Origin of the sequence: Streptomyces sp. NPDC058678 (assembly GCF_042714835.1) — a bacterium.
Classification (GTDB): domain Bacteria; phylum Actinomycetota; class Actinomycetes; order Streptomycetales; family Streptomycetaceae; genus Streptomyces.
The window spans coordinates 46,841-73,209 of sequence record NZ_JBHXSG010000025.1 but is presented as its reverse complement, the minus strand read 5'-3'; the positions used below and the strand labels follow the sequence as shown (position 1 = coordinate 73,209).

The 26,369-nt window shown below is 70.0% G+C and carries 24 protein-coding genes and 2 tRNA genes; 18 read left to right on the top strand and 8 right to left on the bottom strand.

Annotated features, from left to right (window positions below; translation table 11 throughout):
• The first annotated feature begins 112 nt into the window (after nt 1–112).
• The 11 genes from ACFWWR_RS22920 (at nt 113) to ACFWWR_RS22870 (ending at nt 11,783) form a co-directional block, all read left to right on the top strand.
• Complete coding sequence (locus ACFWWR_RS22920) at nt 113–1,213, top strand: ABC transporter substrate-binding protein (protein WP_383872428.1); 1,101 nt, start codon at nt 113–115, stop codon at nt 1,211–1,213.
• Nucleotides 1,206–2,342, top strand: coding sequence for an ABC transporter ATP-binding protein (locus ACFWWR_RS22915; RefSeq protein WP_383872431.1), 1,137 nt, complete (start codon nt 1,206–1,208; stop codon nt 2,340–2,342). Before ACFWWR_RS22920 ends, ACFWWR_RS22915 begins: the two co-directional genes overlap by 8 nt.
• 3 nt (nt 2,343–2,345) lie before the next feature.
• Nucleotides 2,346–3,248 (top strand): ABC transporter permease, encoded by a 903-nt coding sequence (locus ACFWWR_RS22910; protein ID WP_384305036.1) that lies wholly within the window; start codon nt 2,346–2,348, stop codon nt 3,246–3,248.
• Nucleotides 3,245–4,084: an ABC transporter permease gene (locus ACFWWR_RS22905; protein WP_384305034.1), complete on the top strand. Its 840-nt coding sequence runs from the start codon at nt 3,245–3,247 to the stop codon at nt 4,082–4,084. Before ACFWWR_RS22910 ends, ACFWWR_RS22905 begins: the two co-directional genes overlap by 4 nt.
• A 94-nt stretch (nt 4,085–4,178) precedes the next feature.
• Nucleotides 4,179–5,459, top strand: coding sequence for an NAD(P)/FAD-dependent oxidoreductase (locus tag ACFWWR_RS22900; RefSeq protein ID WP_383872440.1), 1,281 nt, complete (start codon nt 4,179–4,181; stop codon nt 5,457–5,459).
• Nucleotides 5,460–5,511: 52 nt separating this feature from the next.
• Nucleotides 5,512–6,969, top strand: a complete 1,458-nt coding sequence (locus ACFWWR_RS22895) for an NAD-dependent succinate-semialdehyde dehydrogenase (protein WP_384305031.1) — start codon at nt 5,512–5,514, stop codon at nt 6,967–6,969.
• 1 nt (nt 6,970) lies between these two features.
• Entirely contained in the window at nt 6,971–7,954 is a 984-nt protein-coding gene (locus tag ACFWWR_RS22890) for a D-2-hydroxyacid dehydrogenase (protein ID WP_383872446.1), read from the top strand.
• A 202-nt stretch (nt 7,955–8,156) separates the two neighbouring features.
• A complete protein-coding gene (locus ACFWWR_RS22885; RefSeq protein ID WP_383872449.1) occupies nt 8,157–8,879 on the top strand; it encodes a M50 family metallopeptidase in 723 nt (240 codons plus the stop codon).
• A gap of 110 nt (nt 8,880–8,989) precedes the next feature.
• Nucleotides 8,990–10,306 carry a 3-phosphoshikimate 1-carboxyvinyltransferase gene (gene aroA / locus ACFWWR_RS22880; RefSeq protein WP_383872452.1) on the top strand — a complete coding sequence of 439 codons (1,317 nt, stop codon included), beginning with the start codon at nt 8,990–8,992 and terminating at the stop codon, nt 10,304–10,306.
• A 10-nt stretch (nt 10,307–10,316) separates the two neighbouring features.
• Nucleotides 10,317–11,327, top strand: a complete 1,011-nt coding sequence (gene rsgA / locus ACFWWR_RS22875) for a ribosome small subunit-dependent GTPase A (RefSeq protein ID WP_383872456.1) — start codon at nt 10,317–10,319, stop codon at nt 11,325–11,327.
• Nucleotides 11,328–11,459: 132 nt separating this feature from the next.
• Complete coding sequence (locus ACFWWR_RS22870) at nt 11,460–11,783, top strand: DMT family transporter (RefSeq protein ID WP_383872459.1); 324 nt, start codon at nt 11,460–11,462, stop codon at nt 11,781–11,783.
• 44 nt (nt 11,784–11,827) lie between these two features.
• Here ACFWWR_RS22870 and ACFWWR_RS22865 read toward each other — a convergent pair whose 3' ends face one another.
• Nucleotides 11,828–12,436 (bottom strand): TetR/AcrR family transcriptional regulator, encoded by a 609-nt coding sequence (locus ACFWWR_RS22865; RefSeq protein WP_384305029.1) that lies wholly within the window; start codon nt 12,434–12,436, stop codon nt 11,828–11,830.
• Between the two features lie 240 nt (nt 12,437–12,676).
• Between ACFWWR_RS22865 and hisN the strand changes: the two genes are divergently transcribed.
• The 6 genes from hisN to ACFWWR_RS22835 all read left to right on the top strand — a co-directional run bounded on the left by hisN (nt 12,677) and on the right by ACFWWR_RS22835 (nt 17,654).
• On the top strand, nt 12,677–13,477 hold the full coding sequence (gene hisN, locus ACFWWR_RS22860; protein ID WP_384305026.1) for a histidinol-phosphatase: 801 nt from the start codon (nt 12,677–12,679) through the stop codon (nt 13,475–13,477).
• Nucleotides 13,478–13,626: 149 nt separating this feature from the next.
• The gene (locus tag ACFWWR_RS22855; protein WP_383872468.1) at nt 13,627–14,019 is read left to right on the top strand and encodes a cyclic nucleotide-binding/CBS domain-containing protein; all 393 of its coding nucleotides are present in this window, start codon (nt 13,627–13,629) and stop codon (nt 14,017–14,019) included.
• Between the two features lie 194 nt (nt 14,020–14,213).
• Entirely contained in the window at nt 14,214–14,630 is a 417-nt protein-coding gene (locus ACFWWR_RS22850; RefSeq protein WP_217239464.1) for a Fur family transcriptional regulator, read from the top strand.
• Nucleotides 14,631–14,884: 254 nt separating this feature from the next.
• Entirely contained in the window at nt 14,885–15,652 is a 768-nt protein-coding gene (locus tag ACFWWR_RS22845) for an ABC transporter ATP-binding protein (protein WP_383872471.1), read from the top strand.
• Complete coding sequence (locus tag ACFWWR_RS22840; RefSeq protein WP_384305023.1) at nt 15,649–16,509, top strand: ABC transporter permease; 861 nt, start codon at nt 15,649–15,651, stop codon at nt 16,507–16,509. Before ACFWWR_RS22845 ends, ACFWWR_RS22840 begins: the two co-directional genes overlap by 4 nt.
• Nucleotides 16,506–17,654, top strand: a complete 1,149-nt coding sequence (locus ACFWWR_RS22835) for an ABC transporter substrate-binding protein (protein ID WP_384305021.1) — start codon at nt 16,506–16,508, stop codon at nt 17,652–17,654. The genes ACFWWR_RS22840 and ACFWWR_RS22835 overlap by 4 nt, the downstream gene beginning before the upstream one ends.
• 63 nt (nt 17,655–17,717) lie before the next feature.
• Here ACFWWR_RS22835 and ACFWWR_RS22830 read toward each other — a convergent pair.
• The 4 genes from ACFWWR_RS22830 to ACFWWR_RS22815 form a co-directional block, all read right to left on the bottom strand.
• Nucleotides 17,718–17,791 (bottom strand) — tRNA-Met (locus ACFWWR_RS22830).
• Between the two features lie 536 nt (nt 17,792–18,327).
• Nucleotides 18,328–20,178 carry a sel1 repeat family protein gene (locus tag ACFWWR_RS22825; RefSeq protein ID WP_384305018.1) on the bottom strand — a complete coding sequence of 617 codons (1,851 nt, stop codon included), beginning with the start codon at nt 20,176–20,178 and terminating at the stop codon, nt 18,328–18,330.
• Between the two features lie 227 nt (nt 20,179–20,405).
• A tRNA-Met gene (locus ACFWWR_RS22820) sits at nt 20,406–20,482 on the bottom strand.
• 43 nt (nt 20,483–20,525) lie between these two features.
• Nucleotides 20,526–23,474, bottom strand: a complete 2,949-nt coding sequence (locus tag ACFWWR_RS22815; protein ID WP_383858463.1) for a UPF0182 family protein — start codon at nt 23,472–23,474, stop codon at nt 20,526–20,528.
• 163 nt (nt 23,475–23,637) lie between these two features.
• Here ACFWWR_RS22815 and ACFWWR_RS22810 point away from each other — a divergent pair, with 163 nt between their 5' ends.
• Nucleotides 23,638–24,180, top strand: a complete 543-nt coding sequence (locus tag ACFWWR_RS22810) for a PPA1309 family protein (protein ID WP_383858426.1) — start codon at nt 23,638–23,640, stop codon at nt 24,178–24,180.
• Between the two features lie 92 nt (nt 24,181–24,272).
• On the opposite strand, the gene ACFWWR_RS22805 is transcribed toward ACFWWR_RS22810, so the two are convergent.
• From ACFWWR_RS22805 to ACFWWR_RS22795, 3 genes are all read right to left on the bottom strand, one after another.
• The gene (locus ACFWWR_RS22805) at nt 24,273–25,370 is read right to left on the bottom strand and encodes a PDZ domain-containing protein (protein ID WP_384305016.1); all 1,098 of its coding nucleotides are present in this window, start codon (nt 25,368–25,370) and stop codon (nt 24,273–24,275) included.
• Between the two features lie 53 nt (nt 25,371–25,423).
• The gene (locus ACFWWR_RS22800) at nt 25,424–25,588 is read right to left on the bottom strand and encodes a hypothetical protein (RefSeq protein ID WP_383858421.1); all 165 of its coding nucleotides are present in this window, start codon (nt 25,586–25,588) and stop codon (nt 25,424–25,426) included.
• A 126-nt stretch (nt 25,589–25,714) separates the two neighbouring features.
• Nucleotides 25,715–26,176 carry a molybdenum cofactor biosynthesis protein MoaE gene (locus ACFWWR_RS22795; protein ID WP_383858418.1) on the bottom strand — a complete coding sequence of 154 codons (462 nt, stop codon included), beginning with the start codon at nt 26,174–26,176 and terminating at the stop codon, nt 25,715–25,717.
• Nucleotides 26,177–26,369: the final 193 nt, after the last annotated feature.

The window sequence follows — 26,369 nt, the reverse complement described above, 5'->3', positions numbered from 1 at the left end:
GCGCCCCGCGCGTTTCCGTCCGCCGAATTCCGGCTCCCGACCCCCCACTTCCGGGACACGTACTCCCCTGACCCCATTCCCCGTATGCACGCCGATCCCCAGGAGGCGCCTGATGGAAGCCAACCGGATACGACGCAGAACCCTCTTCCGCACCGCGGGTGCACTGGCCGCCGCCACGGGCGTGGCCGGCTGCGGCACCCTCATGGGTACCGGCGACAGCCGCGGCTCGTCGGGGGGCGGAAAGAAAAAGCTCGTTGTCAGCAACAGCGGTGGTTCCTACAACGAAGCCCTGACCAAGGCGATCTACGAGCCGTTCGCCAAGGAGACCGGCATCACCGTCACCACGGTGAACTACCAGTCGGCACAGGTCATCGCCCAGGTCAAGCAGGGCCGGCCGCAGGTCGACCTGATGGACAACTCGCTCCTGGTCTTCCAGAAGATGGCGGGCCTGGACTGTCTGGAAGCCGTGGACCACGACCGGCTCAAGCAGGCCAAGGGCGCCGGCATCCCGGAGCATCAGCTGCCGGAGCACGCGGTCGGCAAGAACGTGTGGGCGACCGTGATGGCGTACCGCACGGACAGCCTGAAGCGCGCCCCGAAGAGCTGGTCCGACTTCTGGAACACGCATTCCTTCAGCGGTCCGCGGTCCCTGCAGAGCGCGGACGTCGACATCCCCGAGCTGGAGTTCGCACTGCTCGCGGACGGCGTCCCGCTGGACAAGCTGTACCCGCTGGACATGGACCGGGCGTTCGCCTCGATGTCGCGGATCCGCGGCGAGGTGAAGAAGTTCTGGAACTCCGGAGCCCTGCCGGCCGTCCTGCTCGGCCGTAAGGAGGTCGTCATGTCCAGCCTGTGGGGCGGCCGTGCCGACCAGCTGATCAAACAGGGGCAGCCGGTCGCCTACCAGTGGAACGGGGCCCGCAGGCTCACCAACGGGTGGGGTATCCCGAAGGGCGCGGGCAACACCGACGCGGTCTACCAGCTGATCGACTTCTCACTGCGCCCCGAGATCCAGGCGGCGTTCGCCAAGCTCAACGCGGGCGCGGGCGGCCCGGTCGTGCCCGCGGCCACCAAGCTGATCTCGGAGGACGTCCTGGCCACCCTGCCGACCTCGCCGCAGAACCTGAAGACCGGGTTCGACGCCGATGTGGCGTGGTGGGACAAGAACCGTGAGGCGGTCGCCAAGCGCTGGCAGGAGTGGTCCGATGCCTGAGCGCGCCACACTTCTCGCCGCCGCCGTCGCTCCACGGTCCTCCTCGCCGACCGGCAGGTCGCTTTCCGTGACGGGGCTGCGCAAGTCCTACAGCGGGACGACCGTCGTCGACGGTGTGGACATGGAGATCGCTGCGGGTGAGTTCGTCACCTTCCTGGGCTCGTCGGGTTCCGGCAAGACGACCACGCTGATGATGCTGGCGGGGTTCACCGAGCCCGATTCCGGCTCCGTCAGCGTGGACGGCCGGGACATCACGCGGCTCAGCCCCGGCAAACGCGACTTCGGCTTCGTCTTCCAGCAGTACCTGCTGTTCCCGCACATGACCGTCTTCGACAACGTCGCCTTCCCGCTCCAACTGCGCGGCGTGCCCAAGGCAGAGATACGGCGCCGGGTCGGCGAGACCCTGGAGGCGGCGGGGCTGTCCAAGTTCGCCGGCCGCCGTCCGCGCGAGCTGTCCGGCGGGCAGCAGCAGCGGGTCGCGCTGTGCCGGGTCCTGGTCTACCGCCCGCCGATCGTCCTGATGGACGAGCCGCTCGGCGCACTGGACAAGAAGCTGCGTGACCAGATGCAGACCGAGATCAAGTCCATCCAGCGCGAACTCGGTCTGACCGTCGTCTACGTCACCCACGACCAGGAGGAAGCCCTGGTCCTGTCGGACCGCATCGCGATCATGAAGGACGGTCGCATCGAGCAGTTCGACACCCCTCGCGGCCTGTTCGAACGCCCCCGCACCCCGTTCGTCGCGGACTTCCTCGGCGCCGCGAACTTCCTCACCGGGAAGGTCGAGGAACCCGGCGAGGACGGATGCACTCGCGTGCGGCTGGACACCGGCGGCGTGCTCAAGGCCCGTACTCACCCGTGCGTTCCCGGTCAGCGGGTGCGGGCCGCGGTGCGTCCCGGCAGGTTGCGGCTGGGCACCTCCGACGACAGTTGTTGCACCGGCACCGTCGAGACGGCCGTCTACGTCGGCTCGCTGACCCGTATCAGCGTCCGCCCGGACGGATCCGCCCCCGGTACTCCGCCGCTGCGGATCGAGACGGCCCTCGCCCCGCCGCGGCAGGGAGAACGCGTCTGCGTGACCGCGGACCGCGATGACGTCAGCCTCTTCGACGCCGCGGACGGGGGGTGAGCCGTGGCCGACACCGCTCTCGCACCCGTCACGGTGCGCGCGAAAGGGTCCGCGCTGCGTGGGCACCGCTCCCGTATCGCGCTGGTCAACGCCGTCCCGGTGACGGTGTTCCTCCTGGTCATGTTCGTGTACCCGATCATCGGCGTCCTCTCGCTCAGCCTGAAGGGCGACACCGGCGGCTTCACCCTGCACTGGTACGCCGACGCACTCAGTGGCGCGAACCTCTCGGTGCTGATCTCCACCTTGCGGATCTCCGCGGAGACCGCCGTGCTCAGCCTGCTGGTGGGTTTCGTCCTGGCCCACGCCATCGCCCGGATGCGACCGCTGTTCGCCGCGCTCGCCATGCTGATCGTGGTGGTGCCGCACTTCATCAGCGCCTTGGTGCGCACCTACGGGTGGATCATCATGCTCGGTGAGCACGGCATCATCAACACCACCCTGGCCTCCCTGCACATCCCGGGCGCCCCGTTCTCGCTGCTGTACAACGAGACCGGTGTCGTCATCGGCACCACCTCGGTGATGCTCCCGTACACGGTGCTGATCCTGCAGGGTGCGATGCGAGGCGTCGACGGCAGGCTGCTCGCCGCCGCGGCCGGGTTCGGAGCGGGACGGTTCACGATCTTCCGGCGCGTGTACCTTCCCCTCGTCGCGCCCGGGATCGGTACGGCCGGACTGCTCAGCTTCATCCTCTGCCTCGGCTACTACATCACCCCCGCCCTCATGGGCGGTGCCAAGCAGACCGTGGTCGCCGCCCTCATCGACCAGCAGGTGATGAAGCAGGACCAGTGGAACTCCGCGGCAGCCTTCGGCGTCATCCTGCTGCTGCTCACCTTCGCCGGCCTGGGCGTGCTGGGCCTGGCCAAGCTCCGCCGCAAGCGGGCACACGCACGAGGAGGCAGCGCATGATGGAACTGCCCGCCACCCGAGCCGGACGCGTCGGCCGCGCGATCAGCGCCACCGCCATCCTGCTCTTCCTGGCCATGCCCATCGTCATCATCCTGGTCACCTCCTTCGGCGCCGACGGCATCGGCGAGTTCCCGCCCAAGCAGTACAGCACCCACTGGTACGGGCAGATGCTCGCGCCCGGTGGCAACTGGGCCACCTCGATCGCGCTGTCCAGCCTGGTGGCCGCGCTGACCACGGTGTTCTCGCTCGTCCTGGGAGTGACCGCCGCCACGGCCCTGGCCCGCGGCCGCCTCCCGCTGCACTCGGCCGTCTACGGTCTGGTCCTGGCCCCGATGCTCATCCCTCAAGTGGTCATCGCGCTCGGCATGTTCCTCTTCTTCGAACCGGTCGGCATGCTCGGCAGCCCTCTCGCCATCGCCCTCGGACACACGGTTCTGGCCGCGCCCATCGCCATCCTCATCATGGTGTCGACGCTGCGCGGCATCGACGAACGACTGGAGGACGCGGCAGCCAGCATGGGCGCCACCCGGCTGACGATCGCCCGGCGCATCACCTTTCCCCTGGCCACTCCCGGCCTGATCGCCGCGGCCGTGTTCGCGTTCGTCACCAGCTTCGACGAGTTCTTCATCGCCCAGTTCATGTCGACCCCCGACACCCGGACCCTGCCGGTCCTCGTCTTCAACGCCCTGCAGTTCGACGTCGACCCGACCGTCACCGCGGTCAGCGCGGTCCTCATCGCCCTGGCGATCCTGGCCCTCGCCCTGGTCGCCGTCGTCCGCAAACTCGGCGGCCACCGAGACGGCCAGGGCCTCCTGCCCGTCGAACCCCTCACCTGACCCCCCTCCCCCCTCCGTCGACAGACCATCGGCCGGGCACCCCCGTGCGTGCCCGGCCGGGGGTCCCCCATGCCCGCCTCGCAGGAGACCGAAAATGAAGACGATCCCGTACTGGATAGAAACCGCTGGGGTGTTTCCCGACCGGTCCGGCAAGCCACCGTCCGAGGACACCGACCTGGTGGTCGTCGGCGCCGGCCTGACGGGTCTGTCCACCGCCCTGCACGCCGCCCGCAAGGGCGCCCGCGTCACCCTCGTCGAGAAGGGCCAGATCGGTTCCGGGGCCTCCGCGCGCAACGGTGGCATGGCGAACCTGGGCTTCACCATCGGCGTGAGCCAGGCCATCCGCCGGTACGGACTGGAGCGGGCCCGCGAGATCTACAACTCCTACGGCGAGGCCGTGGACACCGTCGAGCGGCTCGTGAACGAGGAGTCCATCGACTGTCAGTTCCGTCGCGTCGGACGCCTGGGTGTCGCGTCCCGCCCCGCGCACTTCGAGAGCAAGAAGGCCCAACAGCGCGACCTGGCCAAGTACTTCGGACACGAGACCACGTTGGTCAGCAAGTCCGAACTGCGTTCCGAGATCGGCTCCGACCTGTATCACGGCGGCCTGCTCGACCCGTTCAGCGGCGCACTGCACGTCGGCCGGTTCGTGCGCGGCATGGCCGAGGCGTGCGAGCGCACCGGTGTCGAGATCCACGAGCGCAACGCCGCCATCGGTGTGCGGCGTACCGCAGCGGGCCGGTTCGAGGTCAGCACCGAGCGCGGTGTGATCCGTGCCGGGCAGGTCATGATGGCCACCGACGCCTACACCGACAAGAACTTCCCGTGGCTGCGTCGCCAGCAGGTCTGCGTGGGCAGTTTCATCATCGTGACCGAGCCGCTCGGCGAGGAGCTCGCCCGGGACATCATCCCGAAGGCCCGACTGATCGTGGACTCCAACAAGGTCTGCCACTACTTCCGGCTCACCCCGGACAACCGGCTGCTGTTCGGCGGCCGCGCCCGCTTCGCACCGTCCGACCCCACCTCGGACAAGAAGAGCGGAGCGGTCCTGTTCCGTGAGATGTGCGAGATCTTCCCCCAGCTCTCCCGGACCAAGGTCGAGTACGTGTGGGGCGGCTCCGTCGGTTTCGCCATGGACCGCATCGTGCACGCCGGGCAGACCGAGGACGGCGTCTACTACTCCATGGGATACGCGGGCCACGGCGTGCAGATGGCCACGCACATGGGGCAGGTCATGGCCGAGGTGATGGACGGCCATCCCGAGGTCAGCCCGGTCCGCGACCTGGCCCCGCCCCGCATCCCCCTCTACAACGGCACCGCCTGGTTCCTGCCCTTCGCGGGCGCCTACTACAAGGCGCTGGACCGCATCCGCTGACGGGGTTCGCCGTCTCAGCACCAGCACGAATCCCATCGAAGGAGACACCCTCATGTCCGACGCCCTCATCCGTGACGTTCCCAAGCAGCTCTTCATCGCCGGTGGTTGGCAGGACGCGGAGTCCGGCCGCACGCTGTCCGTCGACAACCCCGCGACGGGTGAGGAACTGTGCCTGGTCGCCGACGCCTCTCCCGCCGACGGCGGACGAGCCGCCGAGGCCGCGGTCGCCGCCCAGCCCGCATGGGCCGCGACACCACCCCGCGAACGCAGCGAGATCCTGCGCCGCGCCTACGAGATCATCATCTCCCGCACCGAAGAACTCGCCCTGCTCATGACCCTGGAGATGGGCAAGCCCCTGGCCGAGGCACGCGGCGAGGTCGCCTACGCCGCCGAGTTCTTCCGCTGGTTCGCCGAGGAAGCCGTCCGCATCGACGGCGGGATGATGACGGCCCCCGACGGCAAGAACCGCATCCTCGTCACCCGCCGGCCCGTCGGCCCCTGCCTGCTCATCACCCCCTGGAACTTCCCCCTCGCCATGGGCACCCGCAAGATCGGCCCAGCCGTCGCCGCCGGCTGCACCATGGTGCTCAAGCCCGCCCCGCAGACCCCGCTGTCCACCCTCGCCCTCGCCGCCATCCTCAAGGAGGCCGGACTCCCGGACGGCGTCCTCAACGTCGTCGTCACCTCCGACGCGGCCGGCGTCGTCGAACCGCTGCTGCGCGGCGGACACATCCGCAAGCTCTCCTTCACCGGCTCCACCCAGGTCGGCCGGATCCTGCTCGCCCAGTGCGCCGACACCGTCGTGCGCACCTCCCTGGAACTGGGCGGCAACGCCCCCCTCATCGTCTTCGACGACGCCGACCTCGACGTGGCCGTGGAAGGCACGATGGTCGCCAAGATGCGCAACATGGGCGAGTCCTGCTGCGCCGCCAACCGCATCTTCGTCCACACCTCGATCGCCGACGAGTTCGCCGCCCGCCTCACCGCCCGCATGGCCGCGCTCACCGTCGGCCCCGGCACCGAGCCCGGCATCGACGTCGGCCCGCTCATCGACACCGCCGGCCGCGGCAAGGTCGACGACCTGGTACGCGACGCCGTCAAGCACGGGGCCAAGGTCCTCACCGGCGGCGAACTGCCCGACGGACCGGGCAACTTCTACCCGCCCACCGTCCTCACCGGCGTCTCCACCGAGTGCGCCATCATGGACACCGAGATCTTCGGCCCGGTGGCCGCCATCCTCACCTTCGACGACGAGGACGAGGCCGTCGCAGCCGCCAACGACACCGACTTCGGCCTGGCCGCGTACCTGTTCACCCAGAACCTCGACCGTGCCCTGCGCGTCAGTGAACGCCTGGAGAGCGGCATGATCGGCCTCAACACCGGCCTCGTCTCCAACCCCGCCGCCCCCTTCGGCGGCATCAAGCAGTCCGGCCTCGGCCGCGAAGGCGGACGCGTGGGCATCGACGGCTTCCTGGAGTACAAGTACCTCGCCGTCCCGACCGGAGCCTGACATGCCCGACCGACTCGTCGTCCTGTACCGCGGCAACCTTCCGCCCGCCACCGGACTCATCGAGCGGCTCGCGGACACGGTGTACGCGACCGAGGAGGAGCTTCCCCTGCTCCTCCCCGGCGCGGACGCCCTCATGGCCTGGGTGACGATCACCCCGGCCATCCGCGAGTCCTGGCCCGACAACCCGGAGAAGGCGCCCCGCTGGGTCCACGCGTCCTCCGCCGGCGTGGACTCCTTCCTCTTCCCCGCCCTCGTCGACGATCCGGGCGTCACCCTCACCAACGCCCGCGGCGTCTACGACCAGCCGACCGCCGAGTACGTCCTCGGTCTGATCCTCGCCCTGGCCAAGGACTTCCCCGGCACCTGGGAGCACCAGCAGCGTCGCGAATGGCGTCCGCGTCCCAGTGACAGCATCGTCGGACGCACCGCCCTGATCTGGGGCACCGGCCCGATCGGCCGCGCCATCGCCCGGCTCCTGCGTGCCGTAGGCATGCGGGTGTGCGGCGCCGGACGCACGGCCCGCACCCACGATCCCGACTTCGGCACGCTCCACGGCCCCGCCGGCCTGCGTTCCGGCCTGGCCGAGGCGGACTACGTCGTCCTGGCCGCCCCCCTCACCGAGGCCACCCGGGGCATGGTCGACGCGTCCGCGCTGGCGGCGATGAAGCCCGGAGCCCGGCTGATCAACGTCGGCCGCGGCGGCCTCGTCGACGAGGAGGCGCTCATCCACCACCTCGCCGACGGCCGACTCGCCGGGGCCGCCCTGGACGTCTTCGACGAGGAGCCGCTGCCGGCCCGCTCGCCCCTGTGGGACATGCCCGGCGTGATGATCTCCCCGCACACGGCGGGCGAGACCACGAGTGAACGGGAGGCGCTGATCGAGGTGTTCCTCGACAACCTCACCCGCCACACCGAGGGCCGCCCCCTGCGCAACGTCGTCGACAAGCGGCGAGGCTACGTGGTGGACGGGACCCGCTCCGGCTGAACCGGGCGCCGTCCCGGTGCGAAGCAGCACGCAGTCGCCACGGGCAGAACAAGAGCCCCGGATCACCACTCCGGGGCTCTTGTCATGTGACCTGCACGTTTACCGTCAGGAACGATCGCTGCCAGGTCGGCGTCTCAGATACCGTCCGCACATACGTGCCACACTGCCAGATTCGACGAGACCCACGGGAGCCACCGCGACAATGCTCACCACCGCATCCGACTCGCTCGCCTCCCTGTGGGACGAGGTCTTCGGCAGCCAGCCCGACCCCGACCTGTGGGTGGTGATCGCGACCCTCGTCGCCGCGCTCGCCGTCGTCGTCCCGCACGTCCTGTGGCGCGTCGCGCGCAACGCCATCACCATCGCCCACGAGGGCGGCCACGGCCTGGTCGCCCTCCTCACCGGCCGCACCCTCACCGGCATACGCCTCCACTCCGACACCAGCGGCCTCACCGTCAGCCGCGGCAAGCCGCACGGCATCGGCATGATCCTCACCGCGGCCGCCGGCTACACCGCTCCCCCGCTCCTCGGCCTCGGCGGCGCCGCCCTCCTCGGCGCCGGCCACATCACCGCACTGCTGTGGCTGGCGACGCTGCTGCTGGTGGCGATGCTGGTGATGATCCGCAACGCGTACGGCGCGGTGACGGTCCTCGTCACGGGCGGCACGTTCGTGCTGGTGTCCTGGATGACAGGACCCCAGGTCCAGGCGGCGTTCGCGTACGCGGTGGTGTGGTTCCTGCTGATCGGCGGGGTGCGCCCGGCGTTCGAGCTCCAGGCGAAGCGGGCGCGCGGAGGGGCGGGGGACTCGGACGCGGACCAGTTGTCGCGGTTGACGCATGTTCCGGCGGGGCTGTGGCTGTTCCTGTTCCACGCGGTCTCACTGTGCTCACTGATAGGCGGTGGCCGTTGGTTGCTGGAGGGCTGAAGCGCCTCCTCAGGGGCGCGCAGTCGTGCCGGCATGCGGCTGCGCCACGTGGTACGACCAGCCTCGACGGCGCCGCACCCGAACCACGGCCGACCATTAAAGTGGGGCCCATGGCCCCAAACCCCGCACACACCGCCCTATGGCCCGCCCCGCACGCAAGCGGAGCCGTCGACGCGACGGTCCACGTGCCCGGGTCCAAGTCGGTCACCAACCGCGCCCTCGTGCTGGCCTCCCTCGCCTCCGAGCCCGGCTGGCTGCGCCGCCCGCTTCGCTCCCGCGACACCCTGCTGATGGCCGGCGCGCTGCGGGCGATGGGCGTCGCCATCGAGGAGGGGGTCGGCCCCGACGGCTCCGGCGAGGCCTGGCGCGTGCTCCCGACCGGCCTGTCCGGCCCGGCCACGGTCGACGTCGGCAACGCCGGCACGGTGATGCGCTTCCTGCCGCCGGTCGCCTCGCTCGCCGACGGCCCCATCCGCTTCGACGGTGACCCGAGGTCGTACGAGCGTCCCCTGAACGGCGTGATCGACGCCCTGCGTGTCCTCGGCGCCCGGATCGACGACGAGGGCCGCGGCGCTCTGCCGCTGACGGTCCACGGCGGCGGCGCGCTGGACGGCGGCACGGTCGAGATCGACGCGTCGTCGTCCTCCCAGTTCGTGTCGGCCCTGCTCCTTTCCGGCCCACGCTTCAACCAGGGCGTCGAGGTCCGCCACATCGGCTCGGCGCTGCCCTCCATGCCGCACATCCGGATGACCGTCGACATGCTGCGCTCGATCGGCGCGCAGGTGGACACCCCGGAGTCGGGCGGCGAGCCGAACGTCTGGCGGGTCACGCCGGGTGCCCTGCTCGGCCGGGACCTGACCATCGAGCCGGACCTGTCGAACGCCCAGCCGTTCCTGGCGGCGGCCCTGGTCACCGGCGGCAAGGTGGTCGTCCCCGACTGGCCGGCCCGCACCACCCAGCCCGGTGACCGGCTGCGGGAGATCTTCACCGAAATGGGCGGTTCCTGCGAACTCACCGAGTACGGCCTGGTGTTCACCGGCTCGGGCGCGATCCACGGCATCGACGTCGACCTGGGCGAGGTCGGCGAGCTGACCCCGGGCATCGCGGCGGTCGCGGCCCTCGCGGACTCCCCCTCCACCCTCCGGGGCGTGGCGCACCTGCGACTGCACGAGACGGACCGCCTGGCCGCGCTCACCAAGGAGATCAACGAACTCGGCGGTGACATCACCGAGACCGCCGACGGCCTGCACATCCGCCCGCGCCGACTGCACGGCGGGATCTTCCACACGTACGAGGACCACCGCATGGCGACGGCAGGCGCGATCATCGGGCTGGCGGTGGAGGGCGTGCAGATCGAGAACGTGGCGACGACGGCGAAGACCCTCCCGGACTTCCCCGACCTGTGGACCGGGATGCTCGGGGCGTAGGGACTCACTCATGCGCCGCTACGGCAAGCACACCGACGAGGACGACATCCGCTCCCGCCCGAACCGCAAGGGCAACCGACCGCGTACGCACATCCGCCCCAAGCACGAGGACGCGGTCGAGGGCATGGTCCTCACCGTCGACCGGGGCCGTCTGACCTGCCTGGTCGACGACCGGATCGTGATGGCCATGAAGGCCCGCGAGCTCGGCCGCAAGGCGGCGGTGGTCGGCGACCGGGTGGCCATCGTCGGCGACATGACCGGCAAGAAGGACTCCCTCGCCCGCATCGTCCGCATCGCGGACCGGAAATCGGTCCTGCGCCGCACGGCGGACGACGACGACCCGTACGAGCGCGTCATCGTCGCCAACGCCGACCAGCTCGCCATCGTCACGGCCCTCGAAGACCCGGAACCCCGCCCGCGACTGATCGACCGCTGCCTGGTGGCGGCGTTCGACGCCGGCCTGGAACCCCTCCTGGTCATGACCAAGTCGGACCTCGCCTCCCCCGACAAGCTGCTGGAGCTCTACGGCCACCTGGACATCCCGTACGTCGTCACCAGCCGCGAGGAACTGGAGAGCGGTGCCGCGGTGGGCCGGGTCCGCGAGCAGCTCGACGGCAGGATCACCGCCTTCGTGGGCCACTCGGGCGTCGGCAAGACGACCCTGGTCAACGCGCTGGTCCCGGAGGAGCGCCGCCGGCTGACCGGCCATGTGAACGCGGTGACGGGCCGCGGCCGCCACACCACGACCTCGGCACTGGCACTGCCGCTCGCGGGCGACGCGGGCTGGGTGGTCGACACCCCGGGCCTGCGGTCGTTCGGCCTGCACCACGTGGATCCGTCCCGGGTGATCCAAGCCTTCCCCGACCTGGAGCCCGGCACCGAGGGCTGCCCGCGCGCGTGCAGTCACGACGAGCCGGACTGCGCGCTGGACGCCTGGGTGGCGGAGGGGCACGCGGACCCGGCCCGGCTGTACTCGCTGCGCCGGATGCTGGCGACGAGGGAGCGGACGGAAGGCGACTGACCTCCGCGTTGTTTGTCCCGGGGTAGGTCCGGTAAGGGCATAATCGCACCGAGCCGGATCCAGGCCTGACCAAAACCTGATGAAGCGGTCACAGAACGCTGGGACACGTGGACATCTACGGGAGGACAGCACATGGCGTGGCTGCTGGTCGTCGTGGCCGGGATGCTCGAGACCGGTTTCGCCGTCTGTCTGAAGCTGTCACACGGCTTCACCAGACTCTGGCCGACCGTCGCATTCTGCGTGTTCGCCCTCGGCAGCTTCGGTCTGCTGACCCTGGCGCTGAGAAAGCTCGATGTGGGACCGGCGTATGCCGTGTGGACGGGCATCGGCGCGGCGGGGACCGCGATCTACGGGATGATCTTCCTCGGCGACCTCGTGTCCACGCTGAAGATCGTCTCCATCAGCCTGGTGATCATCGGGGTGATCGGACTCCAGCTGTCGGGCTCCGCCCACTGAGCGGGTCCGGTCGAGCACAGGGGCGCTTCGGAGAGCGCGGCACTCTATAAAACCAACTGCCGCTGTAAGGCGCTGTGTACGAGAGCCTCGACGCCGCCCTCGCCGGGCGGGGCCGACACGCAGGACAGGGCGAGACGGACGACGAGTTCGCAGGAGCGGGCCAGTTCGGCGGAGTCCGACTTCGGTGTGCCGGGTCCGGCGAGAACCGTCACGGCCCGGTCGCGCACCAGCGTCACGAAGTCACCGGGTGACGGCAGGGGGCCGTCCGCCCTTCGCTGCGCCGGTACGGCCGAGGAGGACGGCACCGCCGACAGGACCGGCGAGGGCAGCCGCTCGCTCCAGCAGCCGGTGAGCATGGCCCGTACGAGCGCGTTGTCGCGGGCCGTCGACGCGGTCCACTCGGCGGTGGCGGTCAGCCGGTCGCGGGCGTCACCGGTCCCGGTGAGCGCGCGCTCGATCCCGACGAGATAGCCGTCCGCCTCTCTCCTGACGAGGGCGCGGGCCAGCCCGTCCTTGCTCCCGAACTCGTTGTAGAGCGTCTGCCGGGACACTCCGGCCGCCGCCGCCACGTCCACCATCCGCACAGCGGACCACGGCCGACGGGCCAGCGCCGTGTAAGCGGCGTCCAGCAGGGATTCCCGCGCTGCAGGCATCTTCGCCTCCCGAGGGCGAGCGGCACTGCGCCCAGATTTGACGCGCACGGAGTCACTGTCAAGGGTTCGCGACGGCACGCGGGGGCGCTCGACCGGCTTTCGCGAGCTGTGGGCGCCCCTCTGCCGCCCCGGCCGCGGGCGGACGTGCCCACTGCAGGCCCCCGCCCGGCACCCGTCCCCGACCCCCACGACCAGGCCCCCTGTAGCCCCGTACCACCACCGGCAGATAGCGTTCATCACATGCCGGACTACCACGACGACCTCCGCCTCGCCCACGTCCTCGCGGACGCCGCCGACGCGGCGACCATGGCCCGCTTCAAGGCCCTCGACCTCAAGGTGGAGACGAAGCCGGACATGACTCCGGTCAGCGAGGCGGACAAGGCCGCGGAGGAACTCATCCGCGGCCAGCTCCAGCGCGCCCGACCCCGCGACGCGATCCTCGGCGAGGAGTACGGCATCGAGGGCACCGGGCCCCGCCGCTGGGTCATCGACCCGATCGACGGTACGAAGAACTACGTACGCGGCGTCCCCGTCTGGGCCACCCTCATCTCGCTCATGGAGGCGGCGGAGGGCGGCTACCAGCCCGTCGTGGGCGTCGTCTCCGCTCCGGCCCTCGGCCGCCGCTGGTGGGCCGCGAAGGGCCACGGCGCCTTCTCCGGCCGCAGTCTCACCTCGGCCTCCCGCCTGCAGGTCTCCCGCGTCTCGAAGCTCTCGGACGCCTCCTTCGCGTACTCCTCGCTCACCGGCTGGGAGGACCAGGGCCGCCTGGGCGGCTTCCTGGACCTGACCCGCGAGGTGTGGCGCACCCGCGCGTACGGCGACTTCTGGCCTTACATGATGGTCGCCGAGGGCTCGGTCGACCTGTGCGCCGAACCCGAGCTCTCCCTCTGGGACATGGCCGCGAACGCGATCGTCGTGACGGAGGCCGGCGGCACCTTCACCGGCCTCGACGGCCGCCCGGGCCCGCACAGCGGCAACGCGGCCGCGTCGAACGGCCTGCTGCACGACGAGTTCCTGGGGTATCTCAACGAGCGGTACTGAGGGGCACAGATGAGCGCGCACGCCCTCAATCGACCGCACGCGCCCCCTTGTTGACCTCCGCTTTACCTGCCACTCTGAGGACACCCTCATTTGTGAACTTGTGAACCGCTGAACTATCGCAGCGGTTCCTAGGAGGTGACTCGGAACCCATGCTGGTCCGCGACGCCATGAGCACGGTCGTTCTCACCATCGGCCCCACCCACACCCTCCGCCAGGCCGCCGCCCTGATGTCCGCCCGCCGGATCGGCGCGGCCATCGTCCACGACCCGGACGCCGACGGCGTCGGCATCCTCACCGAACGCGACGTCCTCAACTCGGTCGGCCTCGGCCAGAGCCCGGACTCGGAACCCGTCCACGCCCACACCACCACCGACGTGGTCTTCGCCGCCCCGACCTGGACCCTGGAGGAGGCGGCCCGCGCCATGGCACACGGTGGCTTCCGCCACCTCATCGTTCTCGACCACGACGAGCCGGTCGGCATCGTCTCCGTCCGCGACATCATCCGATGCTGGGCCCCGGCCCGGCAGCACGTACCGGCCTGAGCCCGTTTTCGCACGCGGGCGGGCCGGACCCCCTCCCGGGGAAGTCCGGCCCGCCCGCTCACGACAAGCCATCCACACCGGCCGTTTCGGCCAAAGTCGAACTCAATCCTACAATAGATACTGTCTAATACAAGCGGACATCCAAAGTCACACCTGGTCGCGACCTGGTCCCCTTTGCTGTTAGGCTGGTGCGCATGAGTGACCTTCTGGAACGGCTGCGCGGACGCGGATGGCGGATGACCGCGCAGCGGCGTGTCGTGGCCGAGGTGCTCGACGGCGAACACGTTCACCTGACGGCCGACGAAGTCCACTCACGGGCCGTCGCCAAGCTGCCCGAGATCTCCCGGGCGACCGTCTACAACACGCTGGGCGAGCTGGTCTCCCTCGGCGAGGTCCTCGAGGTCGCCACGGACCAGCGCGCCAAGCGCTACGACCCGAACGCGCACCAGCCGCACCACCACCTGGTCTGCGCCCAGTGCGGCACCATCCGGGACGTCCACCCCGGCGGCAACCCGCTGGCCGACCTCCCCGACTCGGAGCGCTTCGGCTTCACCGTCTCGGACGTCGAGGTGACGTACCGGGGCGTCTGCCCGAACTGCGCGGCGGCGTAGCACCTCCACTTACGAAAGCCCCGGCACCGACGGATCGGTGCCGGGGCTTTCCGGCGCGTGGGACTTTCAACCGTGTGGGACTTTCAGCCGTGTGGGGCTTCCTGTCGCGCGGGGCTTTCTGTCGCGCGGGGCTTCCTGTCGCGCGGGGCTTTCTGTCGAGTACTGCCTTCACGCACCCTTCCCGTATCTGACGGGTCGTCATATCGTCGTGCGGACGGACCCCGACCCCGTACCGAACTCCGCAAGGAGCAACCGTGGGAGATCCGCACCCAAAACTCCACGCCACCGAACTGACCCGCACCTTCGGCCGCGCACCACATGCCGTCGACGCCCTCGGCCCCGTCGATCTCACCGTCGCCCCCGGCGAGTTCGTCTGCCTCGTGGGCCCGTCGGGCTGCGGCAAGTCCACGCTCCTGCGCATCGCGGCGGGCCTGCTCCGCCCGAGCACGGGCCGCCTGGAGATCCGCACGTCCAGTCCCCGCCCGGCCGCCATGATCTTCCAGGACTACGGCATCTACGACTGGAAGACGGTCCGCGCGAACGTCCGCTTCGGCCTGGACATCCAGCGCGTCCCCCGCCACGAGGCGAACGCCCGCGCCGAGGAGTGGCTGACCCGCATGGGCCTCGCCGACTTCGCGCACGCCTACCCGGCGACCCTCTCCGGCGGAATGCGCCAGCGCGTGGCGATCGCCCGCGCGCTCGCTGTCGAGCCCGAACTCCTCCTCATGGATGAGCCGTTCGCCGCCCTCGATGCCCAACTCCGCATGATCCTCCAGGAGGAGCTGCTGGAGCTGACCCAAACCACCCGCACCACCACCCTCTTCATCACGCACAGCCTGGAGGAGGCGATCGTCCTCGGCGACCGCGTCCTGGTGATGTCCGCCCGCCCGGGCCGGATCATCGCCGAACACCGCCCGCCGTTCCCGCGGCCACGCACCGGCGACATCCGCTCCACGCCCGAGTTCACCTCCCTCAAGAGCGATCTGTGGGACCTCCTGCGGAAGGAGGCGCTGCCGGCATGACGACGATCACCCCTGAGCGGACCTCGGTCCTCGTCCGCCGCCCCGGCCCCCGGGAACTCCACCCCGCACGCACCCACCGCCGCAGGCGTGCCCTGGAGCTGTCGCTCGCCGTGGCCGTGCCGCTGATGCTGATCCTTCTGTGGCAACTGGCCGCCACCCAGGCCTGGATCGACGACCGCGTCTACCCGGCCCCGTCCACGATCCTCGCCGTCGGCTGGGACCGCGCGGTCGCCGGAGAACTGTGGCCGGACGTGTGGGCGACGCTGAAGCGCGTCCTGGCCGGCTACGCGCTCGGCACCGCGGCGGGCTACGCACTGGGCCTCCTGATGGGCTCCCTCTCCCTCGTCCGAGCCGCCCTCGAACCCCTGCTGGACGCCCTGTACGTCGTCCCCAAACTGGCCCTGCTCCCGGTCTTCCTGAACATGTTCGGCCTCGGCGAGGGCCCTCAGGTGGCCCTGGTGGCGGCGACGGTCTTCTTCTTCGTATGGATCTCGACCATGTCGGCGGTGATCGCCGTCCCCACCGGCCACCGCGACGCGGGCCGGGTCTTCGGCGCCTCCCCGTGGCAGATGTTCCGCCACGTACTGCTGCCGGCCTCGTTGCCGTCCGTCCTGGTGGGCGCGCGGATAGCGGCGGGCGTGGCGGTCCTGGTGATCGTCGCCTCGGAACAGATCGCCGCCACGAACGGTCTGGGCCACCTGATCTTCGACTCGCGCGCCCTCTTCCAGAACGACGTGATGTTCGTCGGCATCGTCTGTGTGGCCGTACTGGGCGTCGTCTTCTCCGAACTGGTACGGATCGTGGGGCGGCTGCTCACTCCGTGGGCACCCCGGGACCGCGGACGGGGGCAGTCATGAGGGGACGTGCACGTGCCTACCCTGTCGTGGTCCTCACCGCCGCGTTGCTGGCGTCGGCGGGCTGCTCGTCGCCGTACGAGTCGGACTCCGAACCGAAGGCGGACGTGGGCGACCGCACGATCCGCCCGGTGGAGGGCTGCGGCGACACATCCTGGACCGACCCGGCCGACCTCTCCCCGAACCGCCTGCCGGCCCGCTGCCAACCTGGCGCCCCTCCCCCGCGGCCCCTCGCCAAGACCCGCAAGCTGACGATCGCGACGGGAACGCTGAGCGCCGAGTACGTGGCGCCCCTCCAAGTGGCCGTCGACAAGGGCGAGTTCAAGAAGGAGGGCCTGGACGTCACCCTGAAGGTACTGCCCACGCCGGACGCGCTCCCCCTCCTGGCCAAGGGGGACATCGACGCGCAGTGGGCGGCCCCGGAGGCGGCCGTCATGAACGGCGTCCGGGGCGGCTTCGACATCAGGTGGGTCGCGGGCAACTTCTCACCCGACCCCGAGTCGAAGAGCGGCCTGTGGGTGCGGCTGAAGAAGGGCGAGAGCGCGGATCGGGTGGCCATGGCCGGTCGCAAGCTGGGCACGATGATCGGCAAGGGCTCCGTGATCGCGTACCCCATGGAGAAGGCGCTGGAGCAGCACGGCGGTGGCCTCGACAGGATCCAGTACGCCCAGCTGGGCTCGGCGGACGTCCTCACCGCCCTGCAGAACGGAGGCGTCGACTCGGCCTGGCTCCTCGACCCGGTCTGGCGCAAGGTCGACGGCGAGCCCGGATACGCCTTCCTCGGCGGCCAACCGCAGGGCGAGCCCCTCGGCGGCATGCTGTACGGCCCGAGCCTGCTGAACGACGACGTGGACGCGGGGGTGGCCCTGCTGCGGGCCTACATCCGCACGATCAACACGTACTTCGCGTCCGACTACAAGCGGGACGCGGCCTTCGTCTCCTACCTGGCCGAGCTCCTGAAGGCCGATGAGGCGATCCTCGAGTCCACCCCGTCCCTCCGCATGGACTGGGAAATCCGCACCGGCACCACGGACCGCCTCCAGTCCGCGTACCGCGCCCAGGGCGTGACCGAGGGCGACGACCCCCTACCGGAGTCGAGAACGGTGACCAGAACCCTGTACGAGGAGGCGGTGGGCCACCGCCCCTGAAACCGCTCCCGACAAAAACCGAGGGCCGGAATCCATTTCTGGATTCCGGCCCTCGGCCTTCAGTAGCGGGGACAGGATTTGAACCTGCGACCTCTGGGTTATGAGCCCAGCGAGCTACCGAGCTGCTCCACCCCGCGTCGATGAATGGAACACTACGTCAAGAAGGCCAACAGAGGCAAATCGATAACCCACACCCATCCCCGCAGGTCACCACCACCAGGACCAACCCCAGCAGCCCGCCCGACCTTCGCCGACGAGGCCCTTGGGGCGGAGGCGGGTCTGGGGCGGAGCCCCGCCAGTGGTGCAGGAGACGCAGTCCCTGCGGGGCTTGGGGCGGAGCCCCGGCGGGGGACGGGGGCGCAGCCCCTGGCCGGGTCGAAGGGGCGGAGCCCCGGCGGGGGACGGGGGCGCAGCCCCTGGCCGGGTCGAAGGGGCGGAGCCCCGGCGGGGCGCGGGGGCAGGGGTGCAGGGGACGCAGTCCCCGCGGGGCAAAGGGGTGCAGCCCCGTGAGGGGTGCAGCCCCCGTGAGGGGTGCAGCCCCGTGAGGGGTGCAGGGGACGCAGTCCCCGCCGGGGTCGAAGGGGCGGAGCCCCTTGGGATGGGACGGGTAGGGGCGGCGGGGGCGAGAACAACCCGGCGCCAACCCATAGCCCCGCCCCAGCTCAGCGCAGCGTCACGCCGACAGTTCCTGCCGCAACGCGTCCCGCAACCGAGCCGCCCGCTCCGAAACCTCCGCGGGACCCAGCACCACCGCCCGGTCAGCCCACCGCTGCCCTTCCGCCAGCTCCCCCCGACGCGCGTAGACGAGGGCCAGCCGCAACGCCGCCCGCCCATGCCCCGCATCAGCCGCCCGGGTCCACCACACCGCGGCCTCCGGCTCGCTCCCCTCCCGAGCCAGCAGCAGCCCCAGATTGAACGCGCCATTCCGAGACCCGGCCTCGGCGGCCTCCCGGTACCACCGCGCGGCGTCCACCACGTCCCCCCGAGCCGCGGCCAGCATCCCGACCCGCACCTGCGCCCGCCGATGCCCGAGCGAAGCCGCCCGCTCGTACCACTCCTCGCACTCGCTCTTCTCGTGCACCGTCTCGCCGAGCTCATGGGAAGGCACCGGCGGCCGACGCGCGTCCAGCACGGTGGCCAGCCGGTACGCCGCCTCGGCACTGCCACCGCCCGCCGCACACCGCAGGTACCGCTCCGCCTCCCGGTCGTCCCCGTCCCGCAGCCGCGCGATCCCGACCTGAAGTGCCGCCTCTGTGTGCCCGGCGCCCGCCGCCCGCTCGTACCACCGCAGCGCGACAGCGTCCTCGCCCCGCCCGGCGAACAGAATCCCCAGGTTGAACGCGGCATCGACGCTCCCGGCCTCCGCGGCCTTGGAGAACCACGGCTCCGCACCCGTCGCGTCCCCGCCCTGCAGCAGCAGGATCGCCAGCGCGTTCGCCGCCTCGCGGTGCCCGGCATACGCGGCCCGCCGGTACCACTGCTCGGCCTGCGCGGTCCGTCCCTGCTCTACGCAGAGCAGCGCGAGGTTGTACGCCCCGTTGTCGTCGCCGGCGTCCATCGCCGCCCGGTACCACCGCTCGGCGGTCTGCGGCTCACCGCGCTCGGCGTGCAGCGCGCCCAGCGCGTTGGCCGCGTTGCCGTCGCCGTCCTGCGCGGCCCGCAGCCACCACACGGCGGCGCTCTCGGTGTCCCCGGCGTCCCGCAGCAGGAACCCGAGCGCGCAGGCGGCCCGCGCCTCGCCGTCCTTGGCCGAGGTCAGATACCAGCGCCCGGCCTCCTTGAGCTCACCGCGCCTCTCCAAGATCGCCCCGAGGTGCAGCGCGGCCCGCCGGTGCCCGCGCGCGGCGGCCTGCCGGTACCACTGCTCGGCCTCTTCCGTCGCAGAAGCACCGGAGGCACGGGAGGCACCGGAGACCCCGTCGTCAACCCCGGCGTCCCCCTCGCCCATCGCCTTGCGATCAAGCGCGCGGGCCAGCCGGTACGCGGCCTCCCGATGCCCCCGTTCGGCAGCGGACCGCATCCACAGCGCGGCCCCGGCGTCCCCGCGATGCTCCAGCAGGTCGGCGAGGGCGTACGCTCCCAGCGCGTGCCCCTGTTCGGCGGACTGCCGCAGCCAGTACTCCGCGGCCGGCTCGTCGCCCCGCTCCCGGTGGTGCCGGCCCAGCGCGTGCGCGGCCGCGGCGGACCCGGCGACGGCGGCGATCCGCCACCATCCGGCGGCGTCGTCGGCATATCCGCGCTGGTGGAGGAGGACTCCCAGATTGTTGGCGGCGGCCCGGTCACCGGCCGCGGTGGCGGCACGCAGATGGGGCTCGGCTCCGTCGAGATCACCGCGGCGCAGCAGCATGGCCCCGAGGACGCTCATCGCCTCGACGTCACCGGTCTCGGCGGCGATCCGTCGGCGGATCTCTTCGGCCGCGTCCTCGGCGACACCCTCGACCGCCTCCCCGGCCTCGTCCCGCCCGGAAGGTTGCACAAAACGCCCTGTCTCGAACAGAGTTGCCTTGTCCCCCATAACGTCCATCGTCGCACCACCTGCAACCTGGGTACACCTGGTATACCGCAGCCAGTGAGGTCACTTCAGCGTTTTGTCGACATGCCCACAGAGAGACAAGTCAAACACAGATCGTCCAACTCCCCACGGCGGCACGACCGTCCCCCATGTCGGCACATGCGTTCGCACATCACGAAGGCCCGGATCCTTTTCAGGATCCGGGCCTTCGTCGGCCTACGACTCTCGTCGTCGGCCATTGGTAGCGGGGACAGGATTTGAACCTGCGACCTCTGGGTTATGAGCCCAGCGAGCTACCGAGCTGCTCCACCCCGCGCCGTTGTTCTGCAACCGTATCACGGCGCGGGGTGGGCTTTTGATCAGCCGCTGTCGGGGCTGCCGCTCGGGCTCGGACTACCGCTGGGACGGGGGCTGCTGGTCCCGCCACCACCGGTCTTGTCGGCCGCGGCCTGCGCGTCCTCGGCCCGCTGCAGTGCGTCCTCCAGGTCCTTCTGGGCCCGGCCGTACGCCTCCCAGTCACCCTTCTTCAGGGCTTCCTGGCCGGCGTCGAAGGCCTTCTGGGCGTCGTCCAACGCGGCCTGGACCGTGGGGTTGCCGGACGTCGGCGGTGGTGTCGTCGTACCGCCGTCGTTCTCGCCTTCGTCCGGTGGCTCGGTGGTCGGACCCTGCGCTCCGAAGACCTTGTTGAGGGCTTCGTCGAGGGTGTCCTCGAAGGCGGTGTTGCCTCCGTAGGACACCAACACCTTCCGCAGCAGCGGGTACTTGAGTCCACCACCACGTACGTAGACCGGCTCCACGTACAGCAGTCCTCCGTCGAGTGGCACCGTCAGCAGGTTGCCGTACTCCACCTCGGAGTCGCCGCCCTGCAGAAGTCTGATGGACTCGGCGATGTCCTGTTCGGAGTTGAACTGGCTCTGCACCTGTTTGGGCCCGTTGACGGTCGTACTGGTCGGCAGTTTCAAGATTCTGATCTTGCCGTAGTCGGGCGTGCCCGCCTCCGCGTCGACCGCCATGAACGCACTGAGGTTGTCCCGCCCGTTGGGCGTGAAGGTGGTCGTCAGCGAGAACGCCTGCGCCGACTGGTCGGGCATCCTCATGCTCAGGTAGTACGGCGGTACCGCGTCACCCGACTTGTTCGTCGGGTCGTCCGGCACCTGCCACACCTCGCTGCCGCTGAGGAAGGTGTCCGCGTCCTCGACGTGGTAGCGGCTGAGCAGTTCGCGCTGGACCTTGAACAGGTCCTGCGGGTAACGGAGATGGGCCATCAGCGACGCGGAGATGTCGCCCTTGGCCTTCACCGTGCCCGGGAAGGCCTTCATCCAGGTCTTCAGGACCGGGTCCTGGGTGTCCCACTGGTAGAGCTTGACCTGGCCGGTGTACGCGTCGACGGTCGCCTTCACCGAGTTGCGGATGTAGTTGACCTGGTTCTGCTGGGCCACCACCGCACGCGAGTTGTTCGTCGCGGTCAGCGAGTCGGCCGTGGTGTCACCAAGGGTCGTACGCGAGGAGTACGGGTAGCCGTTCGTCGTCGTGTACGCGTCGACGATCCACTGGATCTTGCCGTCCACGACCGCCGGGTAGGCGTCGCCGTCGATGGTCAGCCACGGGGCCACCGCCTCGACGCGCTGCTTGGGCGTGCGGTTGTACAGGATCCGCGACCCCTCGCCGATCGCGCCGGAGTACATGATCTGCGGCTCGCTGAACGCCACCGCGTACGCGGCCCTGTTGACCGGGTTGGAGAGGTTGACCCCGCTGTCAGCCGTGTAGCTGAAGGTCTTCTCCCCGCTGTCGTCGGAGTAGTCGATCTCCTTCTGGGGACCGCCGACGATCGAGTACGTGGTGGTCTTCTCGCCGTAGTAGATCCGCTGCTGGTACGTCCCCAGGTCGCCCTGGGACGGCAGGTCGGACTCGGTGAAGACCGGGCGGCCCTCCGCGTCGGCCGTGGTGCCCTTGGCGGCGACCACGCCGTACCCATGGGTGTAACGGAAGTGGTCGTTGATCCAGTTGTTCTTCGGAATGCCGTTGAGGTTCAGCTCACGCAGACCGATGACCGTGTCCTGGTCCTTGCCGTCCTTGCTGTAACGGTCGACGTCCAGGTTGGTCGGGAACGCGTAGTAGTTGCGCATCTGCTGGAGCTGCTGGAACGTCGGCGAGACGACGTTCGGGTCCATGACGCGGATGCTGGCCGTGCCGTCGACGTCGTCGCGCAGCTTGGTCTTGTCCGTGGTGGTGGACTTGCCCGCGTACTCGGTGACCTTGGTGTCGTCGATGCCGTACGCGTCACGCGTCGCCTTGAGGTTCTTCGCGACGTACGGCGCTTCCTTGGCCTGCTCGTTGGGCTGGACCTGGAACTTCTGGACGATCGCCGGGTACAGGCCGCCGATGAGGATCGCCGAGAGCACCATCAGACCGAAGCCGATGACGGGCAGCTGCCAGGTGCGCCGCCACAGGGTGGCGAAGAACAGCACGGCGCAGATGACGGCGATGCAGAACAGGATCGTCTTGGCCGGCAGATAGGCGTTCGCGTCGACGTACCTGAGGCCGGTCCAGGCGTCGGTGGCCTTGAAGTCGCTGGACTTCACGGCCAGCCCGTACCGGTCGAGCCAGTACGCGACGGCCTTCAGGGCGACGAAGATGCCCAGCAGCACCGACAGGTGTCCGGTCGCGGCGGCCGTGGCCCGCGCGCCCGGGGAGGTGACCCTGAGCCCGCCGTACAGGTAGTGGGTGAGCGCGGCGGCGATCACGGAGAGGATCGCGGCGGCGAAGCCGAAGCCGAGCAGGAACCGGTACCAGGGCAGGTCGAAGGCGTAGAAGGAGACGTCGAGGTGGAACTGCGGGTCCTTCTGGTTGAAGGGCACGCCGTTGACCCACATCAGCCAGGTCCGCCACTGGCTGGATGCCGAGGCACCGGCGATGAGGCCCACCAGGGCGGTGATTCCGAGGAGCAGCCACCTCTTGTACGGCGCGATGCCCATCCGGTAGCGGTCCAGGCTCTGCTGCTCCATCGACATGGCGCTCAGCGGCGGGCGCAACCGGTGGGCCAGCCAGATGTTGAGGCCGACCGCCAGCGCCATCAGCAGACCGAAGACGAAGAAGAGTCCGATCTTGGTCCACAGGGTGGTCGTGAACACGGACGAGTAGTTCACCGACCGGTACCAGAGCCAGTCCGTCCAGAACCCGGCGAACATGGTGAAAGCCATACCGAGTACGGCAAGCACGCCCAGTGTCATGAGCAGGGTCCGGACACGCCGGGACGGGCGGCCCACTCTGATCCGTGGCCCCGTCGGGCCTCCGCCGCGGTCCGGCATCTGGAAAGCCAAGGTGCGCACCTCGAAGTTCGCTGTTGGTCCGTCAGACCCGCGTCGTCACGGGCCGTCCATGGGCCACGTGATCGTAGGCCCTCACCTATGCAACTTACTCACGCTTTACTCGGTTCCCGATTCCGGCCCTGAACGAGAGAGGATTGTGACCATGTCCAACACCCCCATGGCGGCGAGCCCGCTCACCCGGGCCGTTCTCGAGATCGACGAGTACACCTCCGGCCTCGGCTGGGACCAGCCCGCCCGCCTCTTCGCCCTCGTAGACACAGCCCGGCTGCGAACCCAGGAACCTGCCCTCGCGGCCCAGCTCGGCCTCGACGCGGAGCAGCAGACCACCGGCCTCACCCCCATCGAGCAGGAGGAGATCCCCGCGGGCAAACCGCTCGACGAGTTCCTCGGCACGATCGCCTGGCCCGACGCCGTGGTCGGCTGCGCGCTCACGGTGGAGCGCCTGATGCTGCCGCCGTCGGCGGAGGCGTCCGTCCCGGAGGGCCTGAGCGAGAAGAAGCTCGCCCAGTGGGTGGCCGAGCATCCGGACCGTCAGGAGGTCCGCATGACGGTCGCGGTCCTGCGGGACGGCGCGCGCGACTCGGCCCTGCGACTGCGCGCGAAGGACTCCCCGACGGAGGTCCTCACGGGCGGTGACCTGGTGCCGGGCCTCGCCGAGGCACTGTCGGCGACGTTCGCGGACTGAGACCTTCCGGTACGGCGATGGTCTTCCGGTACGCGGCTGGGGGCGCCCTTCTTCGCGAAGGGCTCCCCCAGCCGCGTACGGAACCGAGCTCGTCAGCCCTTGGTCGTGCACTTCGGCAGGTCGGCGGTGTCGCCGGAGCGGATGTCCTTGAGGGCGGCGAGGGCGTCGTCGATGGTCTTCACCTTGACGAGGGTGAGCCCGTCGGGGGTGTCACTCGCGGCGGCCGCGCAGTTGTCGGCGGGAGTGAGGAAGTACTGGGCGCCCTTGCTGCGCGCACCGACGGTCTTCATCTCGATGCCGCCGATCGGGCCGACCTTGCCGTCGTCGTCGATCGTCCCGGTGCCGGCCACGAACTTGCCACCGGTGAGACTGCCCGGGGTGAGCTTGTCGTAGATGCCGAGCGCGAACATCAGCCCCGCACTCGGCCCGCCCACATCCGCGAGCTTGATGTCGATGGTGAACGGGAACGTGTGGTCCGTCCCCGCCGAGATCCCGACGATGGCGCGCTTGTCGCCGGCGTCGTCGGACGCCTTCGTCGTGATGGTGATGTCCTCGGTACCGGTCGCCGTCCTGTTCTCCTTCTCGGCGGCGGCCTGTTCCTTGGCGGGCACGACGGTGAAGACGACGTCCTGTCCGGGCTTGTGCTTGGTGACCAGTCCCGCGACGTCGTCGGGCTTCTTCACCGCTGTGCCGTCGACGGCCTTGATCACGTCACCGGCGTGCAGCTTGCCCTCGGCCGGGGAGTCCTTGACGACGGTCGAGACGATCACCCAGGACTGCACCGGCACGTCCAGTTGCTCCAGGGCGGCGACCTTGGCGCTCTCCTGGGACTGGCTGAACTCCTCGGCGTTCTCCTGGGTGGACTGCTCCTCCGTCTTGCCGTCCGGATAGAGGGTGTCGTGCGGCACGACCTTGTTGTCGTGCGCAAGCCATCCGTAGACGGCCTCGACGAGGTTCATCTTGTAGTCCGCGCTGGTGACCCGGACGGTGGTCATGTTCAGATGCCCGTTCGTCGCGTACGTCTTCCGCCCCGAGATCTGCAGCACCGGCTCGCCGTCGTGGTCCCCGAGTGTGTTCACCGTCGGACCCGGTGACATCTCCGCATACGGGACGTTGATGAAGACTCCCGCGCACAGGAGCGCGATCAGCATCAGGGTGGAGGCGAGCATCGTCGCGGTGCGGCGTGGCATGGCACGACAGTACGGGACGCCTCTGTCAGCGCACCGTCAGGGCCGCGTCCCGGTCACGTGCCGGATCGGGACTTCTCCATGGCGGCACGGAAACGCGCGTACCCGTCGAGTTCGGGGCCGTCACTGCGCGCTTTTCTGGTCCGAGCGGCCCAACTGCCCCAGAGACCGGCGCCGATCGCTGCCACAAGCGGAATCAACAACCAGGCGAGCGCCGCCATGCCGTCCTCCCAACCCCGATGAGTGACCGCAACTGACTGATCAGCAGATTAACCATCCGCACTGACAACGCTCACGGCAGGGGTGCGGTTACGCAACCGGAGCGTGCGTCACGGACAGTGAAGAGCTCAGCAGGCGCCGACCCACTCCTCGGTGCCGTCGGAGAACTTCTGGTGCTTCCAGATGGGCACCTCGTGCTTGAGGTCGTCGATCAGCTTCCGGCAGGCCTCGAAGGCCTCGCCCCGGTGAGGGCACGACACGGCGACCACGACGGCGAGATCCCCGACCCCGAGGTCCCCGATCCGATGCACCGCGGCCAGGGCCCGCACCGGGTACTCGGCGACGACCTTCTCGGCGATCCGCCGCATCTCGGCCTCGGCACTGGGGTGGCACGAGTAGCCGAGCTCGTCGACATCGGCACCCTCGTCGTGATTGCGCACGGTCCCGACGAACAGCGCGGTCCCGCCCGCGGCGTCGTCCCCGACGGCCCGGAACACCTCGTCCAGGGAGAGAGGCGTCTCCCGGATGGCAAGGAGCTTGATGGGATCCTGCGCGGCCTGCTCGCCGGGGTGGTCGTGTGTGGGTGCCATGCCCCTATCGTGCCGCACGCCGCGAATCACGGGGAACAGCGTTGTCGCCCGGCACGCACGCGTGCGGGTTTGGAGTCTCCTACAGGCGACGTACAACTCCCGCCTGCCGAGCTGCGGGCAGCCGACACCGTCGCACTGCGGGCAGTCGTGCCGCTGGGGCGGCACGGGTGGGCGCAGGCGGCACCCCGTAGCG